Raw genomic sequence first — 17,315 nt, 5'->3', positions numbered from 1 at the left:
TAAATGTTCATGATTTATATGAAGGCGGTGGATGTATATCCATCGCCTTTTTTGTACCTTGCAGTCTCATTCAGAACAACGGCCATTATGCAGGAAGATATCGTCGCCACTTATTTTTCAGAACGTCACAAACAACTCAGGGTAGCAGATCTTGAACAACGCCTTATAGCCGGAGGCGCAGAAAAGGCAGATGCCAGCCGCACCGCTGCCAGCGGATTTGATGCCTATTTCAAAAAACAGCTCCGCACCAAAGGACTCAAGGCGGCTATTTCCTTTGGTATAGGTCTGATCTTCCTCATTAAAATCATTACCCTTACCAACCGCGAAGAAGGCAGCTTCATGCAGGTATCCCTTTCCCTGGCCCTGGTGGCCTTTGCGCTGGTGCGTGGCCTGATATGGGGTGTACAGTTGTTTGCCCTGAAAGAAGAGATTAGTACCTTCAAGGACCTGAGGAATTTGTAATCTGCCCGCGGATACTATTTCACCAACTTCGTTTACTTATCAGGATCTGTGATAATTTCATTTTCCTCCGAGGAAAAAGTAAATTGACAGCATATAAGTAAATACGATATATCCATGAAGTATGTTTACCTGTTAATCGTTCTCTCCCTGACAGCTTGTGATTTCCACAGCAATGATAAACAACGGAAAACCGTTTCGTTAAGCGACTCCGTGGCGCCGGCGGATAATGCGGGATCACCTCCGCCAGCCGGCAAAAATACTGCTGCCGACAGTAGTGCGGGCGTTTCCATGGCATCCAATGCCTTGTTTGGTTACCTGGCCCGCCAACAGTGGGACACGGCTTTTGAAAAAAAACTATCCCTCAGTAGCCAGCAGGAAGAAAGCCGGGGAGCAAGGAATGTGCTCATCACTACTACCAGCTTAAAGAGCGACAGCTTTAACATTGTTAGTATCAGCGGTACCGGGGGAGATCCATTCGATTGCAAAGGGGAAATAAAAATCAATGGAAAGCAGATAACGAAATACTTCACAGAAAATGGAGATAGCATCAATGGTAAAGAACTGGATGCCACAACTATCAGCGACGCGTATACGTTTAAATCCTCTCAATACCATTACCTGCTGCTCATTACCAGCGCCGATTGTGCCACCGGTAAATTCCGGGAAATAGGAACCGGTATTTTAGTTAACCTCGACCGGCAGCCTTATACAGCAAGGATATTCTTTACCTGGAAAGACCTGGACAATTTTTATTTTACACCTGATGGTAATACGGGAAAATTGAAATATATTACTGTTGATCCGCTGGATGCAAATGGGGAGATCGTAGATGGGGATGACCAGCAAATACTGGTACACGTGTCGGCGTTAAACGAACCTTAAGTATAGTTAATGAAGCTTTTGCTATTCCCTGCTGTCATTGTCACACTTTGTTGTAGTTGCGGCTACTTAGGCCCCGCACAGGAAAATCCGGTTACCCGGGATTTGCTCTCCGTGTCCGCATCTGATATAGCGCCCCGTAATTTCTTCGACAGCCTGGAAGCAGGCATGGAGCTTACACCCACTCAAATGCAGCGCCATATTCCTAACCTGGCCTCCGAAAGTTCGTTTGCCGGAAGCACGGTGAGGTTTCCTTCCGATAAGCCATACGCCATTGCTATTTTGACGGAAGACGACCAGGAGGTGTGTCTGAACCAATACCTGGTACTGATTGATAAAGCCACGCTGGTGGCTACAGATAGCCGTTTGGTGAGAAATGAATGCGATATCGACTACGGGCGCAATGCCAATGAGCTGAGTTATGAACTGCCCAATGATTCGATGCTGGTCATCACGGAAACCGCTTATACAGCTGCTGATATAGACGATGATATGGCGCCCGGAGATTCTACCATTACTACCTGGGCTTTTTCTCCGGAAGGTAAAATGATCAAACAGAAAGAAATCAAAAGATAACTACTGCATTTTCTTCAGTGCCGCAAGCGCCTCTGTTACATGTTTCTCTCCATCCCGGAGCGAATTGAATTCATGTACTACTACGCCTCTTTTATCGACGATATAGGTAACGCGTCCCGGAATGACGAAAGTTTTAGGCACACCAAATAATTTACGCACCTCGTTTTTCGGATCACTCAGCAAAGTAAACGGTAACTGATGATGGTTGGCAAAACTCTTGTGAGAGGCAACGTTATCAGCACTGATGCCGATTACCATGGCACCATATTGTTGGAAGTCGTGATAGGAGTCCCGGAATGAACAGGCCTCTTTGGTACATACACTGGTTTCATCTTTTGGGTAAAAATAGATGACCAATGGTTGTTTCCCCAATACACTGGTGATATTAAATGTCTTTCCATCCTGGTCCTGCAAAGAAAATGCAGGTATCTTGTCTCCGGTCTTTATCTGTCCCTGGGCAGAGGAACCCCATAATTGCAAAAAGGCGGCCATAGCGATGATTGTCTTTGATAATAGTTTCATGATCAGGCATTGTACTGCTAAAGTACGAATCCCTTTTCTGCTTTCCGCTTTAATCATTATTTTTGGCCCCTAAAACGTTGTGTTTTGAAAACCATACTAACCGGCAAACAAATGGCTATTACGATAGACAGGCTTTGTCATCAGTTAATAGAAAATCATTTACAGTTCGAGCAAACCGTGCTGATTGGATTACAGCCCAGGGGTATTTATTTATCCGGCAGGATGCATCAAACTTTGTTGAAACTAGTGCCGGGGGCGCATATTGATTATGGTAAACTGGATATCACCTTTTACCGGGATGATTTTAACCAGAGTAAAACGTTGCATGTTCCCAGTGAAACCAGTATCGACTTTTCGATAGAGAATAAAAAGGTAGTGTTAATAGATGACGTATTGTACACAGGCCGTACCATCCGATCGGCACTGGATGCAATGCTGGATTTCGGACGGCCGGCTTCGGTAGAACTGCTAACGCTGATAGACCGGCGTTTCAGCAGGCAACTACCTATCCAACCCGACTATACCGGTCGTACCATCGATGCCCTCATCTCACAGAAGGTAAGGGTGCTTTGGAACGAACGGGATGGTAAAGACGAAGTAATTCTGATTGACTAAAATGAGTCCGGATTTCAGAATTCAGATTTCACCCTTTATATTTGCACATTAATGTCACTTTCTGTAAAACACTTACTCGGAATTCGCGATCTGCAGCGCCAGGATATAGAGCTTATTTTTCAAACCGCCGACCAGTTTAAGGAGGTTTTACAAAGACCTATAAAAAAGGTTCCTACGCTCCGCGATACAACAATTGTCAATTTATTTTTTGAGAACTCCACCCGCACCCGCATCTCTTTTGAGCTGGCGGAGAAAAGGCTGGGAGCAGATACGATCAATTTCTCTGCTTCGGGCTCCTCTGTTTCCAAAGGAGAAACGCTGATAGATACCGTCAACAATATCCTGTCTATGAAAGTAGATATGGTAGTGATGCGGCACTCTGCCAGCGGCGCCCCGCATTTCCTGGCTAAGCACATCAACGTGCCTATCCTCAATGCCGGTGATGGTATCAATGAACATCCCACCCAGGCACTGCTCGATGCCTTCTCGATCCGGGAAAGGTTAGGCAGCGTGGAAGGCAAAAAAATAGCTATCTGTGGGGATATCATGCATTCCCGCGTGGCACTCTCCAATATCTACTGTCTCAAGAAACTGGGTGCAGAGGTAACCGTGGTAGGTCCGCCCACCCTGATCCCGAAATATATGGCCGCTGCCCTCGGTGTTAACGTGAGCTACAATATCCGCGAGGCACTGGAATGGTGTGATGTGGCCAACGTGCTCCGCATTCAGCTGGAAAGACAAAATACACCGCTGTTTTCCTCTCTCCGGGAGTATTCCCTGGCTTATGGGGTAAATCGCGAACTGCTGGACAGCCTGAAAAAAGAAGTGGTGATCATGCACCCCGGCCCCATCAACCGCGGCGTAGAAATCAACTCTGACGTAGCAGATTCCGGTCAATCTATTATTCTCGAACAGGTAGAAAATGGGGTAGCTGTTCGTATGGCTGCGCTGTACCTGCTGGCAGGAAAGAAAGTAACAGAATAACCTGCCAGGTTTCCCCTACATAAAATAATAATGCCCTTCGCCAACGACGAAGGGCATTATTATTTTATGTAGGGGAGAGATTAAAATCCTACTGTAAGTCCCAGGGTATAAGATCTAAAGAACGGATAGGCGTACCCGTTATAGCCACCCGCTTGTTCTGGATCGTAATATTTTATTTTCATTTTAGTCGTCTCCCACAGATCCTGGCCGGAGAAGTATATCCGCAGGTTACTCAACCATATCCGCTTCAACCAATTCCTGGAGAAGGTATAACCAAGTTGCAGGTTTTTGAGCCGGATATAAGCACCGTTCATTACCCATTGGGAAGACGGTACGCTGTTTTGCTGATCGTTGAGATAAAGCCTTGGAAACAGTGCATTTGGGCGCTCCGGCGTCCAATAGTCCTGGTTGATATCCCAGGGCTGCTGCCAGGAGTTGATAAAAGGCATATTATAGCGGGGATCAGGCATTACTTCACGCTGGGCAACTCCTTGAAAGAAAACCGAAAAATCGAAGCCTTTCCAGGCAAAGCCGGCATCTATGCCGTAGGACAGCCGGGGATCGGGACTGCCCAGGTAAACCAGGTCAGCTTCATCTATTTTTCCGTCGCCATTGATGTCCCGGTAACGAATATCGCCAGGGGCGGTGTGTGGGCCCTGGTATGCATGCTGATTTACTTCTGCAGCCGTTTGAAAGTAGCCGTCTGCCTGGTAGCCAAACAGCGAGGAATACGGGTGGCCGGCTATGCCCTGGTTCCAGCCGGGCTTAGGCGTAATATGATCATGCTGCAATACTTCATTCTGGCTGTTAAACAGGTTGGCATTGATATACCAGGTAAACGGCCCCCGGTCATGTTTCCAGCCGGCATTGATTTCCCAGCCCCAGGTTTTGAGCACGCCCCGTTGAAATGCAATGGGCCAGGCGCCTTGCGTGGAGGCCATCAGCTCCGGCATTTGCATGTCTTTGTTGCGCCGGGTAAAGTAATCGGCCGACAAGCTTAGCTGTCCCCTAAACAAGGTGGCATCCCAGCCATAGTTATTAGTGGCGATATTTTCCCAGCCATTGGCCTGTAATACAGGATTCTTATATACAAATGGCAACAGGGAACGCCAGCCAGGATGGAAGGTAAAGGTTTGCAGCTGCTCATCGTTAGGAATGCTGTTCCAGCTGTTTACGTTGCCCAGGCGCCCCCACGACCAGCGCAGTTTAAACTCGTTAAAGAAGGGCAGGGCGTTGCTAAACCAGGTTTCGTTGTTCAGTCGCCACCCTGCAGAGAAAGAAGGGAAGGCTTGCCATTGTGATCCGCCATTAAACAGCATGCTGTGTTGCACCAGGTGGGCCGCAATGAGATTGGCCTCTATGAGGTAGCGATTGTCGTAGTTATAATTTACTTTTCCGAAGAGTGACTGTAAAGAACCGGAAGCCGCCAGTAACTGCGTATAGTCGCGCGCGTTATCAAAGCGGTCAGGGTTGCCGGTATCGTACGCTGCCACCGTATTTTGCGTGGTATTGTAGGTTTCCTGTGTGAAGCCTCCCAGCAGATGAATGGTATGTTTGGCGGCTTTCAGATCGTAATCTGCCAGTGCCTGCAGGTTGCCGCCTTTGGATTCCAGCCGGCTTTGCTGTACCAGGTTACCAGGTTGTACCAGTGCGGCGGTGTCCACCCGGTTCCAGAGGGCAATGGCATTTCTGCCAAGGTTATCCAGCAGTATATGACGCTGGGGACTATAAATCAATCGTAAGGTGAGTCCCTTCGCCAGGCTGTCGGCCCGTAGGGTAAATACGCCATCGATATAGTTGTTTTTTTCATCCCGCCTGCCACCGTTCTGTAGAATGGCATATACCGGTGCGCCGCCATAGGCAAAGTGTTGGGTGCCTGGTACATAAACAGGCACATTGCCGGGGCCGCGGTAAAGTCCGGCCAGCAATCCATTAGGCCCTTCTACCGGTTGCGCAGGAGAAAAGGTATTGGTTTGGGCGTACGACAATCTTGTTTCCAGGCTGAAATGTTTATTGAGCCGGCTGTTCATGTTCACCCTGGCATTCATCCGACGCGTTCTGTCGGGGCCTGCCGCGAAGAGTCCCTGTCGCCCGAAGTACCCCAGCGAAGCGGAAAATTGGTTGACGCTGTCGCCGCCTTTTACAGACAGGTTATAATTTTCTACCCCTGTTTTGCTTTTGGTGAGCAGGTGTAGCTGATCCATGTTGTAATAGTATCTATAGTAATCCGGGCGCAGATAATCAATGGCATAGTGGTTACCGGATTGCATCAGGGCAATTTCTGTGGGCTGCCAGGGGATCGGCTCACCGGCATTTTGGGCCGCTTCATTCTGCATGGTGGCGGCTATCCAGGAAGGCACGCGATTGGGCAGCCGTATGGGTGTTTCAAATCCACCAAGGGTACTAAAGTCTACTTTCAATTTGCCGGGTTTGCCGGTGCGGGTGGTTACCAACACCACGCCGCCTGCTCCCCGGGCGCCGTAAATGGCTGCAGCGGAAGCATCTTTCAGGATAGATACCGATTCAATATCATCGGGGTTGAGCACCGCCAGGGAGCCGGGAACACCGTCTACAATGATAGGCGTGTTGCTGCCAGAGGCAGAGCTAACGCCCCGAACCTGTATGTTGAAGCCTTCGCGCCCGGGCTGCCCGTTACTGCGGGTTACTACAAGGCCGGTGGCGGTGCCCTGCAGGGCTGCCATAGCGTTGGCTACCGGCCGGTTGCGGAGGCGTACACCGTCTACCTGTGAGATAGCACCGGTGATGTTAGCGCGTTTTTGCAGGCCATAGCCCAGTACCACCAGTTCATTCAGCTTGCGGAGATCGGGCTGCAGTAAAACGTTGATATTTCTTCGTTCCCGGATGGCCACTTCTTTCGTTTCATAGCCAATCAGGGATATTTGTAAAATGGCCTGGCCGCTGACAGCATTGAGCTTAAAGCTACCATTCTCCGTAGTGGCGGTACCGTTAGTCGTGCCTTTTTCACGGATAGATACGCCGCTGAGGGGTTGTTCTCCATCTGATACATTTCCGGTCACCAGCCATTTGGTGGAGTCGGCTGCAAGGGGAAGGGGAGGCGCCGTGTCCGTAGTCGCGGCATTGATAGGGATCACGATGATCTGTCCATCTCTGATTTCTACCTTATACCGGGAAGGGGGAAAGATACCGGGAAGTACTTCCTGTAAGGTGGCGTTGTGTACATGTAAACTAACGCCGTGGCGGGTTTCCAGCTCCTGGGAAGAAATGGCGAAAGTATACCTGGTTTGCCGTTCTATCTCCCGGATAACGGTTTTCAGTCGCGCGTTGCTGAATTGCAGTGAAATACGTTTGGGTGGGGCAACAGGATTTTGGGCCACTGCCAGGGCAGTCGCCAATACCAGGATAACAACGAAAATAAAGGCAGGCACGCTTCCAAACCTGGTATTGGAGCATCGCGCCTGTAGCAAAAATTGCTGCATAAGCAAGTGGTCAGGGCGCGAATCAGTAGATGTCTACCAGGTCGTTTTTATGCGTGATATTGATGCGGAGGGTTTTTCTCATAATGTCCAGTACCTCGTCCAATGCCATATTGGGGAAGGTCGCCAATAGCTTTTGATCCGCCAGCTGTGGGTTGCTGATATGCACCTGTACATGATAAAAATCTTCCAGCGCTTCCGCTACTTCGTTCAGCGGAGCTTCATCAAATGTGAGGGTTCTGGTTTTCCAGGCCAGTATATTATTATTCTTTTTATGTACGTGTGTATCTATGGTACTGCCATGCAATTTCAGCGAGGCTTCCATATCAGGGGTCAGGATCACTTTCTTTTCAGTGCCTCTATAGGCGGCGCTTACCTTGCCGGACTGCACAAACACTTTTACGCCGGTATTGGCAGCTTTTACATTGAAGGCGGTGCCTAATACCTGTACTTCCACTTCCGGTGCATTTACGATGAAGGGAAGGGTTTCATTTGGCTTTACGTCAAAGAAAGCTTCGCCCTTATCTATTTTTACGATCCTGTTATCTTTTCCGAAACTACGGGCGTAGCGTACGCTGGTATTGGCATTCAGGTAAAGCATGGAGCCATCCGGTAAACGCAGGCTATCCTGTGTTTGAGCCGTAGCGAAGGTTTTGTAGCCGCCGGGCCCCATCAGGGTCCAGGTGCCGGCAATAACCAGTACAGCGGCAGCTGCCCACCAATACCTGCGGTTCATTTTAATGACACGGGTGCTGGCCGGCGCCGTAACAGCAGGCACAGCAGCCTTATCCAGCCTGGTGCTCAGCTCTTCCCATTTCCCGGCAGTATCGAAAGCGGAAGGAGCGGGGAGTGGATCACCCTGCCACATGGCTTTCATATCCAGGAATATGTCGAGATGGCCAGGATCCTGTTGAATCCATTCATTAAGCTGTTGTTTCAACAGCTCATTTTCCGGATCCTCCAGGTAACGGACTACTATATCTATGTCAGTTTGATTATTCATGGCTACTTATTAGTAATACAACCGGATAACGTTATACCATTAAGCGATGTTAAAAAAAAAATTGGTCTGGTTAAGGTTTGTTGATCAGGTCTACCCGCAATCGTTTCAACGCCGTGGTAAGATGCGCGTATACGGTATTAATAGAGATATTTAACTGATCGGCGATTTCGGCGGGCGACAAACCCTTGATGCGGCTCATTTCAAATACACGGCGGCATTGATCCGGTAATTTTTCTAGGGCATGGCGGTATTGGGCTTCCAGCTCCTTATGTTCCAACTGTGAATGGCTGTTGGCGGTAGGTATAGGTTGCAGCATTTGCTCCCGCGTATATACTTCCTGCCGTTGTTCTTTTTTGATACGATTCAAACAGGTGTTAACAGTGGCCCTGGCCAGGTAATGATTAATAGGGGCTCTTTCATCCAGGTTTTCCGCTCCTTTCCACAAGTTGAGGAATACGTCCTGCACCATATCATTTGCATCATCCTCGTTCTTTACATAACGTACGGCGATATTATACATAGAAGGGGCGAACTGTTTAAAAACAGCCTCAAAGACATCTTTATTCCTGCTCCGGATACCTTTTACTATTTCATCATTACTCAATTGCAACATGCGTTTCGTCTTTTGTATTTCTTTCCGTACGGCAAAGATAATTTTTAAAAGTACTAATTAAGAATGCTTGCCTGTTAATGCTACAATGATTCTTTTTTTCACTTTAACATTTCTTTGACTAATGGTATCGCCATTGTCGAATGTATTGTTATTATACGGCAGCCAACGATGAGGGCATATAACAAAAACCATGCACTTTCATCATAGCTCGGATAAAAGTCTTATTAAATATTAACCATGTAAATATTGAAGCCATGAAAAAATCAATTGTAGGAATGCTCGCTTTAGCAACAATGGTAGTAGGAATGTCCGCATTTAAAAATGCCGGCGCCACCGCAGTGAAGTCTGCAGACAGCACCGCCACAATGGTGGATTCAATTGCTGGGGTAGATTCTCTGCGTAGTGTAGACTCCCTTGTTCGCTTAGATTCAATGAAAGTGTATGGAGTGGACTCTTTACAAAGTCTGCGTCTCGACTCACTCACTGGTATAGACTCTTTACAGCGTCTGGATTCACTCACTGGTGTAGACTCCTTACAGCGCTTGGATTCCCTGAGCGGAAGGGACTCTTTACAAAGTAGCATGGACTCGCTGCAAACTACTGATTCGGTAAAAACCGTAGCTGTAGAAGGTGGTTCTATCACCGGTAAAATCAGCCCTGCTGATGGTGCTGCTGAAGTAGAAGCCGTAAATGGTGCAGATAAACTGAAAGGCGCTGTATCCCAGGGCGCATTCACCATCCCTGCTGCTAAAGCTGGTACGTATACCATCACCATTTTCGGTAAAAGCCCTTACAAAAATGCCGTATTAAAAGATGTGAAGGTGGAAGAAGGTAAAGCTACCGACCTTGGCGAGATCAAGCTGGAACAATAGTAGTTTTCTTATAAGGAAATAGCAACCAACAACACAAGATCATCCACAATGGAAGCCCCATTTTGGTTTGATGCAGGGGGACCTTAACCGGTCCCTCTTTTTTGTTTTTTCAGCAGAAGAACCATAAAAGATGCTGCCTGTTTTTTTTAAAATGACGAGCCGACCGGGTTGATAACCCGTCGGCTTTTTCATGAATACGCTGTAAATTGCGTCCAATCTTTAAAAATCCAATTACAGCGCATGCGCACCATTCTTCTACTTACCGTTTCCAACACCTTTATGACATTTGCCTGGTACGGGCATCTCAAACACCAGGATGTAGCCCTCTGGAAGGTAATCCTTATCAGCTGGGGCATCGCCTTCTTTGAGTATTGCTTTATGGTGCCGGCTAACCGCTATGGCGCCCAGGAAGGTTTCAGCGGTTTTCAGCTCAAAACCATCCAGGAAGTTATTACGCTCACGGTGTTCAGCATCTTCGCCGTTACCTTCCTGAAGGAACCGCTTCGCTGGAATTACCTGGTGTCGTTCGTTTTCCTTATCGGCGCCGTATATTTCATGTTTAAAAAATGACCCGGAAAAGAAAGAAATATATTAACAATATAATGTATTATATAAAAAAAGATATAATTCAATGTTAAATTAAAAATTAATCTGTATTATCTTTAGGGATTCACTTTTCAACCAAAAAACATTGCATTGAGGGAAGACGCTAATATACAGTTACTGGCGGAACGGGTGGCATCACTGGGAGATGAGCAGGCATACAAGGCATTATTCAGGTTGTTTTATAAACCATTGAGCCAGTTTGCCTATTCTATCATCAAGTCCTGGGAATCGGCCGAGGAAATAGCGTCTGATGTTTTTGTAAATGTATGGAAACACCGGGAGCGGCTGCTACAGGTTGATAATCTGAGAGTATATCTTTATGTGTCTACCAAAAATATAGCCCTGAACTACCTCAATAAGGCAGCACGTACCCAGCATTTCAGCCTGGATGAACTGGCAGTCGATTTTACCGTAAGTTATGCCACCCCGGAACAAATCTTCATCTCGGGCGAAATGGTGAAAAGAATCGAGGCCGCTGTGAATGCCCTACCCCCCAAACGGAAAATGATCTTTAAGCTCATCCGCGAAGATGGCCTGAAATACAAAGAGGTAGCCCAAATCCTCGATATTTCTGTCAATACCATTGATGTACACATGGCCCAGGCCCTCAAAAAAATCAGTGAGGTGATCAACCTCTCTTTTACCAGGACAAAATAATTTTAATTTTTTTTTTAGTCGGAGTAGTAGATTGGGAATATTTACTTGTCCTTCTATATAATCATGCTTTTGTATCATACACATGGAACAGGAAAGAATATGGCTTTTGATGGGAAGAAAGGTATCGGGCGAAGCCACGATGGGAGAGCTGCGTGAGCTGGAAGAGTTGCTGCAGAAAGACCCCGATATGAGATACAAGCTGTCGGTATTAAGTAACTGGCCTCCGGCAGGCAATGATAATGCCTGGGAACAAAAAACAGAAAGTGCCCTCGAAAAGCACCTGTTAAGAATGGAGACAGCATTCCCCGCGGAAGAACTGCCCGTGAAAAGAACAGGCCGGAACATCCGCAAGCTCACCGCCGTACTATCTGTACTGGTACTGATGCTGGGATCTTATTGCGTATATCTGCTTATGAGAAATACCCCTTTAAAGGGGAACAAAGCCAGTGTCGCAGCCATCTTCACAAGAGATGGCTCGCGCTCTCGGGCACAATTGCCCGACGGGACGGAAGTCTGGCTCAATGGCGGCAGCCGTTTAACCTATCATCCTGATATGAATAACCTGGATAGCCGGGAGGTAACACTGGAAGGGGAAGCCTTTTTTGATGTGGCAAAAAATGCCGCAAAACCCTTCTCCATCCATACCGCCAAAATGAATATCCAGGTATTGGGTACTTCCTTTAACGTGAAAGCCTATACGCAGGATGAAACCACGGAGGCTACGCTGATTACCGGCGCCGTGGAAGTAACCCTCAATGATGGCGTAGAACGTATCATCAGGTTGTTGCCCAATCAGAAAATCGTTTTACAACACAACAATGAACTCCCGTCGTCTAAACCAGCAGGACAGGTAGATGGCTACCGGGTAGAAAATATCCGCTATAACCAGCAGGATAGCCTCGTGGCAGAAACTGCCTGGTACAATAATTACCTGGTATTTGACAACGACAGCTTTGAAGATATTGCGCGTAAAATGGAACGTTGGTATGGTATCAAAATACATCTCAACGGAGAAAAACTGAAACAATACCGCTTTACCGCCACGTTTAAAAATGAATCGTTTCCGGAAGTACTGGAAGCGCTGAAGGTTACAACATCATTTCGTTTCCGGATCACCGGCAACGACATATTTATCACCCAATAGGGGTTGGAAGAAAACAGAAATCGATACCTCTCATATAAAAAGGGTAAATGCTGCTAACATTTACCCCCTTGTTGAGATCAAACGGCAGTTAGCTTCACTTGGCAATGTAGTGCTGTCGTAGTTTTATGACCTTTTACAACCTAAATGTATGGAAAAAATTCATACATTATGCAATCCTTTTGCGTATAAAAACATTGGGAAAAGTTGTATTGATAATGAAACTGGTGTCCTTTATTATTCTTATTACCTGTTTGCAAATAGCAGGAAATGCTTACGGTCAGCAAGACCGGCGCATTTCCGTAAAAGCAGATTCATTGCCGTTGACCCGGTTGCTGAAGCTGATTGAAAGGAAAAGCGGATACCGCTTTGTATATCGCAACGATCAGCTGCCAGCCAACAGTAAGGTATCAGTGGACATGAAGAATGCCTCGACAGAAGATGTGTTGCGGAAGATACTGAAGAACACTGGCCTGACTTTTAAGCAACTTTCTGCTAACCTGGTTGCCATTGCACCGGAAGAGAAAGCCAGTAAAGGACTTAGTATCAGTGGCGTGGTCACAGATGTTTACGGACATCCGTTGCCCGGTGTGAGTATTCGGATTGCAGGCGCCAATAGAGGAACAACGACCGGCGACAAAGGACAGTTCCAGATGGAAGCGCCGCCCACAGCAGTATTGATCTGCTCTTTCATCGGTTATGAAGAGCATAAAGTGCCGGTCAATAACACCGCCTACTTTAATATCACGCTGAAAGACGATGCCAGGGGATTAAATGAAGTTGTGGTGGTCGCCTATGGCGTGCAAACAAAAAGTTCTTTGACAGGATCAGCTACTATGGTCAATGCCGCCTTGTATGATAAGGCGCCCCGTAGCAGCTTCCAGGAAAGCTTACAAGGCAATGTACCCGGTTTACAATCTACCAACGGCTCCGGTCAACCCGGCTCCGTACCCAGCGTTTATATCCGCGGCATCGGTTCTATCACCGCCGGCAGCTCTCCACTATATGTGGTAGACGGTGTGCCAGTGGTAACCGACAATCTCACGGATTACAACGTAAATACCCTCGCGGGAATCAACAGCGCTGATATCGCTTCGATATCTGTGTTAAAGGACGCCGCCGCTGCCTCGATCTATGGCTCCAGGGCCGCCAATGGCGTAATTCTTATTACAACCAAAACCGGCACCCAAGGCCGTACCCGGCTCAATGCTTCGGTACAAACCGGAAGCAACCAGCTCACCATTCCTCGCGCTAACTATCCCCTCAGTACCAAAGAAATGATGGAACTGTTACGCGAAGGATGGATCCACAAGGCAGACGGCACAGGCGAAGCCGGATTTCAACAGGAACTCCGCGCCCGGGGAGTCGATACCACGGTAAATACCAACTGGATCGATGTCCTCACCCGCCACGGTAACTATACACAAGCTAATTTATCTGCCGCCGGCGGAAGTAATAAAACAAAGTTTTATGTGTCCGGCGGCCTATACGACTCTAAATCTGCCCTCAAAGGAGTAGATTACAAACGCATGACCGGCAGGATTAACCTGAGCAATCAGGCTACCAACCGCCTGTCGTTCGACGTAAATCTCTCCCTGGCCTACCAGCGCGCCAACGCAGTAGGCGATGTGGGACTCATGGCCAACCCGGTGCGCGCACTCGTGCGCTTACAGCCCTGGCTGAAGGTTTACAACAACGATGGCAGCTATGATTTCAGCTATAACAATACCTTTAATCCCATAGCAGTACTCAACGGCAACAGCCGCACCGGTACCACCTACGGTCTCCTTGGAGGAGCTGCCGCTAAATACGCCTTTACCAACTACCTTTCCTTCGAAACCAAAATCAGCCTCGATCTGAACTATGCCCGCAGCAACCTGTTCTTATCGCCCGGCTTTGGCGACGGAAGAAATACGAATGGTTGGATATCGGTCAACAACAATCTCTGGAACAACTGGGTATCTACAAATATCCTGCGTTTTAATCAGCGCTGGGGATATCATGGTATCAACACTTTCATAGGATACGAAGCACAAAAAACAACCAACAGCGGCAATACCACACAGGCATCTAACCTGCTGCCCAACCTGCAACTGCTGGCAGATGCTTCCAAGCCAGAATCAGTGACCTCGGTATCCAGCGCCAACTCATTAACCGGACTGTTTTTGAACAACAGTTATGACTACAAACAAAAATATTATCTCTCGGCTTCTATCAGGAGAGACGCCTCTTCCCGATTTGGCAGCCGTAAAAGAAGTGCCGCCTTCTGGTCGGTGGGAACCGCCTGGAATATCTACCGCGAGCCATTCCTCCAGCAGGTAACCGGCATCAATGAATTAAAATTAAGAGCTAGCTACGGCAGCAACGGAAACCAGGCTATTGATAATTATGCCTCATTGTCGCTGTACAGTCCGGGAAATGATTATGATGGAAAGCCGGGGTATGTGTTGACACAATACCCCAATCCTTTCCTCACCTGGGAACAGAACAAACCATTTAACGTGGGACTCGATTTTGCGGTATTAAACAACAGGTTATCCGGCACAGTGGAATATTATAACAGAACCACCTCCCGGCTGTTGCTCAACGTACCGGTATCATCAGCAAATGGTATCACCACCATTTTCAGGAATAACGGAGAGATGAAAAATAAGGGCATGGAAATATCCCTCTCCTCCCGCAATATCATTGCCACCCATGAAAATGACTTCTCATGGCGTACAGATGCTAATTTCTCTACGCTGACAAATACGATTACGAAACTGGACAATCCCATTACCAGCCTGATTTACAGGAGAGAGCTGGGCACTGATTTTTACCAGTTCTACCTGGCCGGATTTGCCGGCGCCGATCCACAAACAGGGGAGGCCCTTTGGTATAAAGATGCCACGAAAACTACTACCACCAAGGTTTACGGCGAAGCGCAGCGTTTTAACCAGGGTAGTGCACTCCCTAAATTTTATGGTGGCATCACCAACTATTTCAGGTATAAAGGATTTGAACTAAACTTTCAGTTCTTCTTTAACTGGGGGAACAAGGTATACGACAACTGGGGCGCCTTCACAGAATCCGACGGCAGCGGCGGATTTGGCAGCAGTGCAAAGATGTCGAGGCTCACTTACGAAAACCGCTGGCAACATCCCGGTGATATCACCAGCGTACCGAAAGTAGTATTCGGTAATACCCAGTCGGGCCTGAGCAATCAACTCTCTTCCAGGTTCTTGTACGATGGCAGCTTTATCCGGCTGAGAGATATAATGCTGGCCTATGCGCTGCCCGCTACCTGGCTGAAAAAAGTCAATATCGGGGAAGTAAAAATATATGTGCGCGGCAACAATCTATGGACATACGTAAAAGATAAACGGCTGACAATGGACCCGGAAGTACCGGTAACAGGGGATTACGATCAACGACCGCCGGTATTTAAAACATTTTTGGTAGGTATGGATGTAAATTTTTAAGGAAGCCATGCAAAAGAGATACTCATTCAGCATCATCATCATAATGGCAGGCTTGCTGGGAGCCTGCAGCAGGGACTTCCTTGAGTTGAAACCAGACCAGTCGGCCGAAACCGGCAAAACCATCAGAGACCTGCCGGGATTACAAGCTGCCGTCAGCGGTGTATATTCCCTCCTGCAGGACGCCAACTATTACGGCCGTACCATGCCATTGCTGCCCGATTTGCGGGCCGACAACGCATTTATCAGCGTGATCAACTCTAACCGCTATCGCAACCATGACCAGTATATTGTTACTGCCAACGACGTATCGGTTACAGATACCTGGAATAAGTTATACAGCGTCGTGGCCAATGCCAATATGGTGATCATGAAAGGCCCGTCAATAATCCTGTTGCCCTCCGCGGCAGACACGGTTTCCGCCAGGGCGATGGTGGCAGAGGCTTATGGCGTAAGAGGGCTGGTGTTTTTTGATATCGCACGGCTGTACGCACAACCTTATAATTATACACCCACCGGTACAAATATGGGAATACCCATTGTAACGGTAACGAATATAGATTCGGTACAGTCGCCTTCCCGGGGAAATATCAGGGATACCTATACACAGGTGATCAGCGACTTTACCGCCGCCATCCGCCGATTCGAAGAAAGCGGGAGCACGGCCTTTTCATCCGGACATTTGAATGTGTATGCCGCAAAGGCACTACTGGCAAGGGTATTATTGTATAAAGAAGATTGGGCAGGAGCAGCGGCTTATGCCAGCGATGTCATCAACGCCCATAAATACCAGCTACTGGCCACCGATAAATTGGTAAGCGACTTCAAAAATACCGGAAACGGTGAAACAATCTTTGAAGTCATCAATACCCCGGTAGATAACCAGGGAACCGATGGATTGGCCTACATTTTCAGCCAGGAAGGTTATGGAGACGTGCTGGCAACAAATGACATCTATAACATTTATACCAGCACTGATGTACGGCGCAATTTTTTAAAGAAAGGTAAACGCGCCGGTAATGGGGGAGAGAATCCGGCTAACATCATTACGAAATACAATGATGTAACTACTTTCTCCGAAAGTATTAAGGTAATGCGGTTGGCGGAATTATATCTGATCCGTGCAGAAGCATTGGCCCACCTTGGAAGAATAACGGAAGCGCAAGCTGATCTGAACATCGTGGTGCAGCGCGCAGATCCGGCCGCGGCGCCGGTAATTGCTACCGGCCCTGCATTGCTGGAGGCCATCCTCCTGGAAAGACGAAAAGAACTGGCGTTTGAAGGACACCGCCTGTTCGACTTAAACAGAACAAAACATTCATTCACCAAATACCTGGCGGGTGATAAAACGATACCAGTGGCCTGGCCCAGTACCAAAGTAATACTGCCCATCCCACAGAGAGAACTGGATGCTAACCCCAACATACGCAACCAGCAGAACGAAGGATACAATTAAATCTAAACCGCCTTTG

At 47.7% G+C, this 17,315-nt stretch carries 15 protein-coding genes; 11 read left to right on the top strand and 4 right to left on the bottom strand.

All coding sequences use genetic code 11. The features are described 5' to 3' along the window. The first annotated feature begins 3 nt into the window (after nucleotides 1-3). The 3 genes from FHW36_RS10245 (at nucleotide 4) to FHW36_RS10235 (ending at nucleotide 1,917) form a co-directional block, all read left to right on the top strand. Nucleotides 4-462, top strand: coding sequence for a hypothetical protein (locus FHW36_RS10245; protein ID WP_145666594.1), 459 nt, complete (start codon nucleotides 4-6; stop codon nucleotides 460-462). 114 nt (nucleotides 463-576) lie between these two features. Beyond that, the gene (locus FHW36_RS10240) at nucleotides 577-1,344 is read left to right on the top strand and encodes a hypothetical protein (RefSeq protein WP_145666591.1); all 768 of its coding nucleotides are present in this window, start codon (nucleotides 577-579) and stop codon (nucleotides 1,342-1,344) included. Between the two features lie 9 nt (nucleotides 1,345-1,353). After that, on the top strand, nucleotides 1,354-1,917 hold the full coding sequence (locus FHW36_RS10235; RefSeq protein WP_145666588.1) for a hypothetical protein: 564 nt from the start codon (nucleotides 1,354-1,356) through the stop codon (nucleotides 1,915-1,917). Here FHW36_RS10235 and FHW36_RS10230 read toward each other — a convergent pair whose 3' ends face one another. Further along, nucleotides 1,918-2,439: a peroxiredoxin gene (locus FHW36_RS10230; protein WP_145666585.1), complete on the bottom strand. Its 522-nt coding sequence runs from the start codon at nucleotides 2,437-2,439 to the stop codon at nucleotides 1,918-1,920. It lies immediately after the preceding gene. An 84-nt stretch (nucleotides 2,440-2,523) separates the two neighbouring features. Here FHW36_RS10230 and pyrR point away from each other — a divergent pair, with 84 nt between their 5' ends. Both pyrR and FHW36_RS10220 read left to right on the top strand, forming a co-directional pair. Beyond that, nucleotides 2,524-3,054: a bifunctional pyr operon transcriptional regulator/uracil phosphoribosyltransferase PyrR gene (pyrR, locus tag FHW36_RS10225; protein WP_145666582.1), complete on the top strand. Its 531-nt coding sequence runs from the start codon at nucleotides 2,524-2,526 to the stop codon at nucleotides 3,052-3,054. A gap of 51 nt (nucleotides 3,055-3,105) precedes the next feature. Next, on the top strand, nucleotides 3,106-4,038 hold the full coding sequence (locus FHW36_RS10220; RefSeq protein WP_145666579.1) for an aspartate carbamoyltransferase catalytic subunit: 933 nt from the start codon (nucleotides 3,106-3,108) through the stop codon (nucleotides 4,036-4,038). An 80-nt stretch (nucleotides 4,039-4,118) separates the two neighbouring features. Here the strand turns inward: FHW36_RS10220 and FHW36_RS10215 are convergent, their stop codons facing one another. From FHW36_RS10215 to FHW36_RS10205, 3 genes are all read right to left on the bottom strand, one after another. Beyond that, on the bottom strand, nucleotides 4,119-7,496 hold the full coding sequence (locus FHW36_RS10215) for a TonB-dependent receptor (protein ID WP_145666577.1): 3,378 nt from the start codon (nucleotides 7,494-7,496) through the stop codon (nucleotides 4,119-4,121). Nucleotides 7,497-7,518: 22 nt separating this feature from the next. Continuing rightward, nucleotides 7,519-8,496, bottom strand: coding sequence for a FecR family protein (locus tag FHW36_RS10210; protein ID WP_145666574.1), 978 nt, complete (start codon nucleotides 8,494-8,496; stop codon nucleotides 7,519-7,521). A gap of 70 nt (nucleotides 8,497-8,566) precedes the next feature. Beyond that, nucleotides 8,567-9,109, bottom strand: coding sequence for an RNA polymerase sigma-70 factor (locus tag FHW36_RS10205; RefSeq protein WP_145666569.1), 543 nt, complete (start codon nucleotides 9,107-9,109; stop codon nucleotides 8,567-8,569). Between the two features lie 254 nt (nucleotides 9,110-9,363). On the opposite strand from FHW36_RS10205, the gene FHW36_RS10200 reads away from it, so the two are divergent. The 6 genes from FHW36_RS10200 to FHW36_RS10175 all read left to right on the top strand — a co-directional run bounded on the left by FHW36_RS10200 (nucleotide 9,364) and on the right by FHW36_RS10175 (nucleotide 17,299). Continuing rightward, nucleotides 9,364-9,981 (top strand): peptidase associated/transthyretin-like domain-containing protein, encoded by a 618-nt coding sequence (locus tag FHW36_RS10200; protein WP_145666566.1) that lies wholly within the window; start codon nucleotides 9,364-9,366, stop codon nucleotides 9,979-9,981. A 240-nt stretch (nucleotides 9,982-10,221) separates the two neighbouring features. Further along, nucleotides 10,222-10,551 (top strand): DMT family protein, encoded by a 330-nt coding sequence (locus FHW36_RS10195; protein ID WP_145666563.1) that lies wholly within the window; start codon nucleotides 10,222-10,224, stop codon nucleotides 10,549-10,551. A gap of 126 nt (nucleotides 10,552-10,677) precedes the next feature. Further along, nucleotides 10,678-11,244: an RNA polymerase sigma-70 factor gene (locus FHW36_RS10190; protein WP_246121125.1), complete on the top strand. Its 567-nt coding sequence runs from the start codon at nucleotides 10,678-10,680 to the stop codon at nucleotides 11,242-11,244. Between the two features lie 109 nt (nucleotides 11,245-11,353). Beyond that, nucleotides 11,354-12,388 carry a FecR family protein gene (locus FHW36_RS10185; protein WP_186452377.1) on the top strand — a complete coding sequence of 345 codons (1,035 nt, stop codon included), beginning with the start codon at nucleotides 11,354-11,356 and terminating at the stop codon, nucleotides 12,386-12,388. Nucleotides 12,389-12,603: 215 nt separating this feature from the next. Beyond that, the gene (locus tag FHW36_RS10180; RefSeq protein ID WP_186452376.1) at nucleotides 12,604-15,846 is read left to right on the top strand and encodes a SusC/RagA family TonB-linked outer membrane protein; all 3,243 of its coding nucleotides are present in this window, start codon (nucleotides 12,604-12,606) and stop codon (nucleotides 15,844-15,846) included. Between the two features lie 7 nt (nucleotides 15,847-15,853). Further along, nucleotides 15,854-17,299, top strand: a complete 1,446-nt coding sequence (locus FHW36_RS10175; protein WP_145666553.1) for a RagB/SusD family nutrient uptake outer membrane protein — start codon at nucleotides 15,854-15,856, stop codon at nucleotides 17,297-17,299. Nucleotides 17,300-17,315: the final 16 nt, after the last annotated feature.

Source organism: Chitinophaga polysaccharea (assembly GCF_007829335.1).
Taxonomy (GTDB): Bacteria; Bacteroidota; Bacteroidia; order Chitinophagales; family Chitinophagaceae; genus Chitinophaga; species Chitinophaga polysaccharea_B.
Note: the sequence above shows the minus strand (reverse complement) of the source record. Positions and strands in the feature narration are given on the sequence as shown.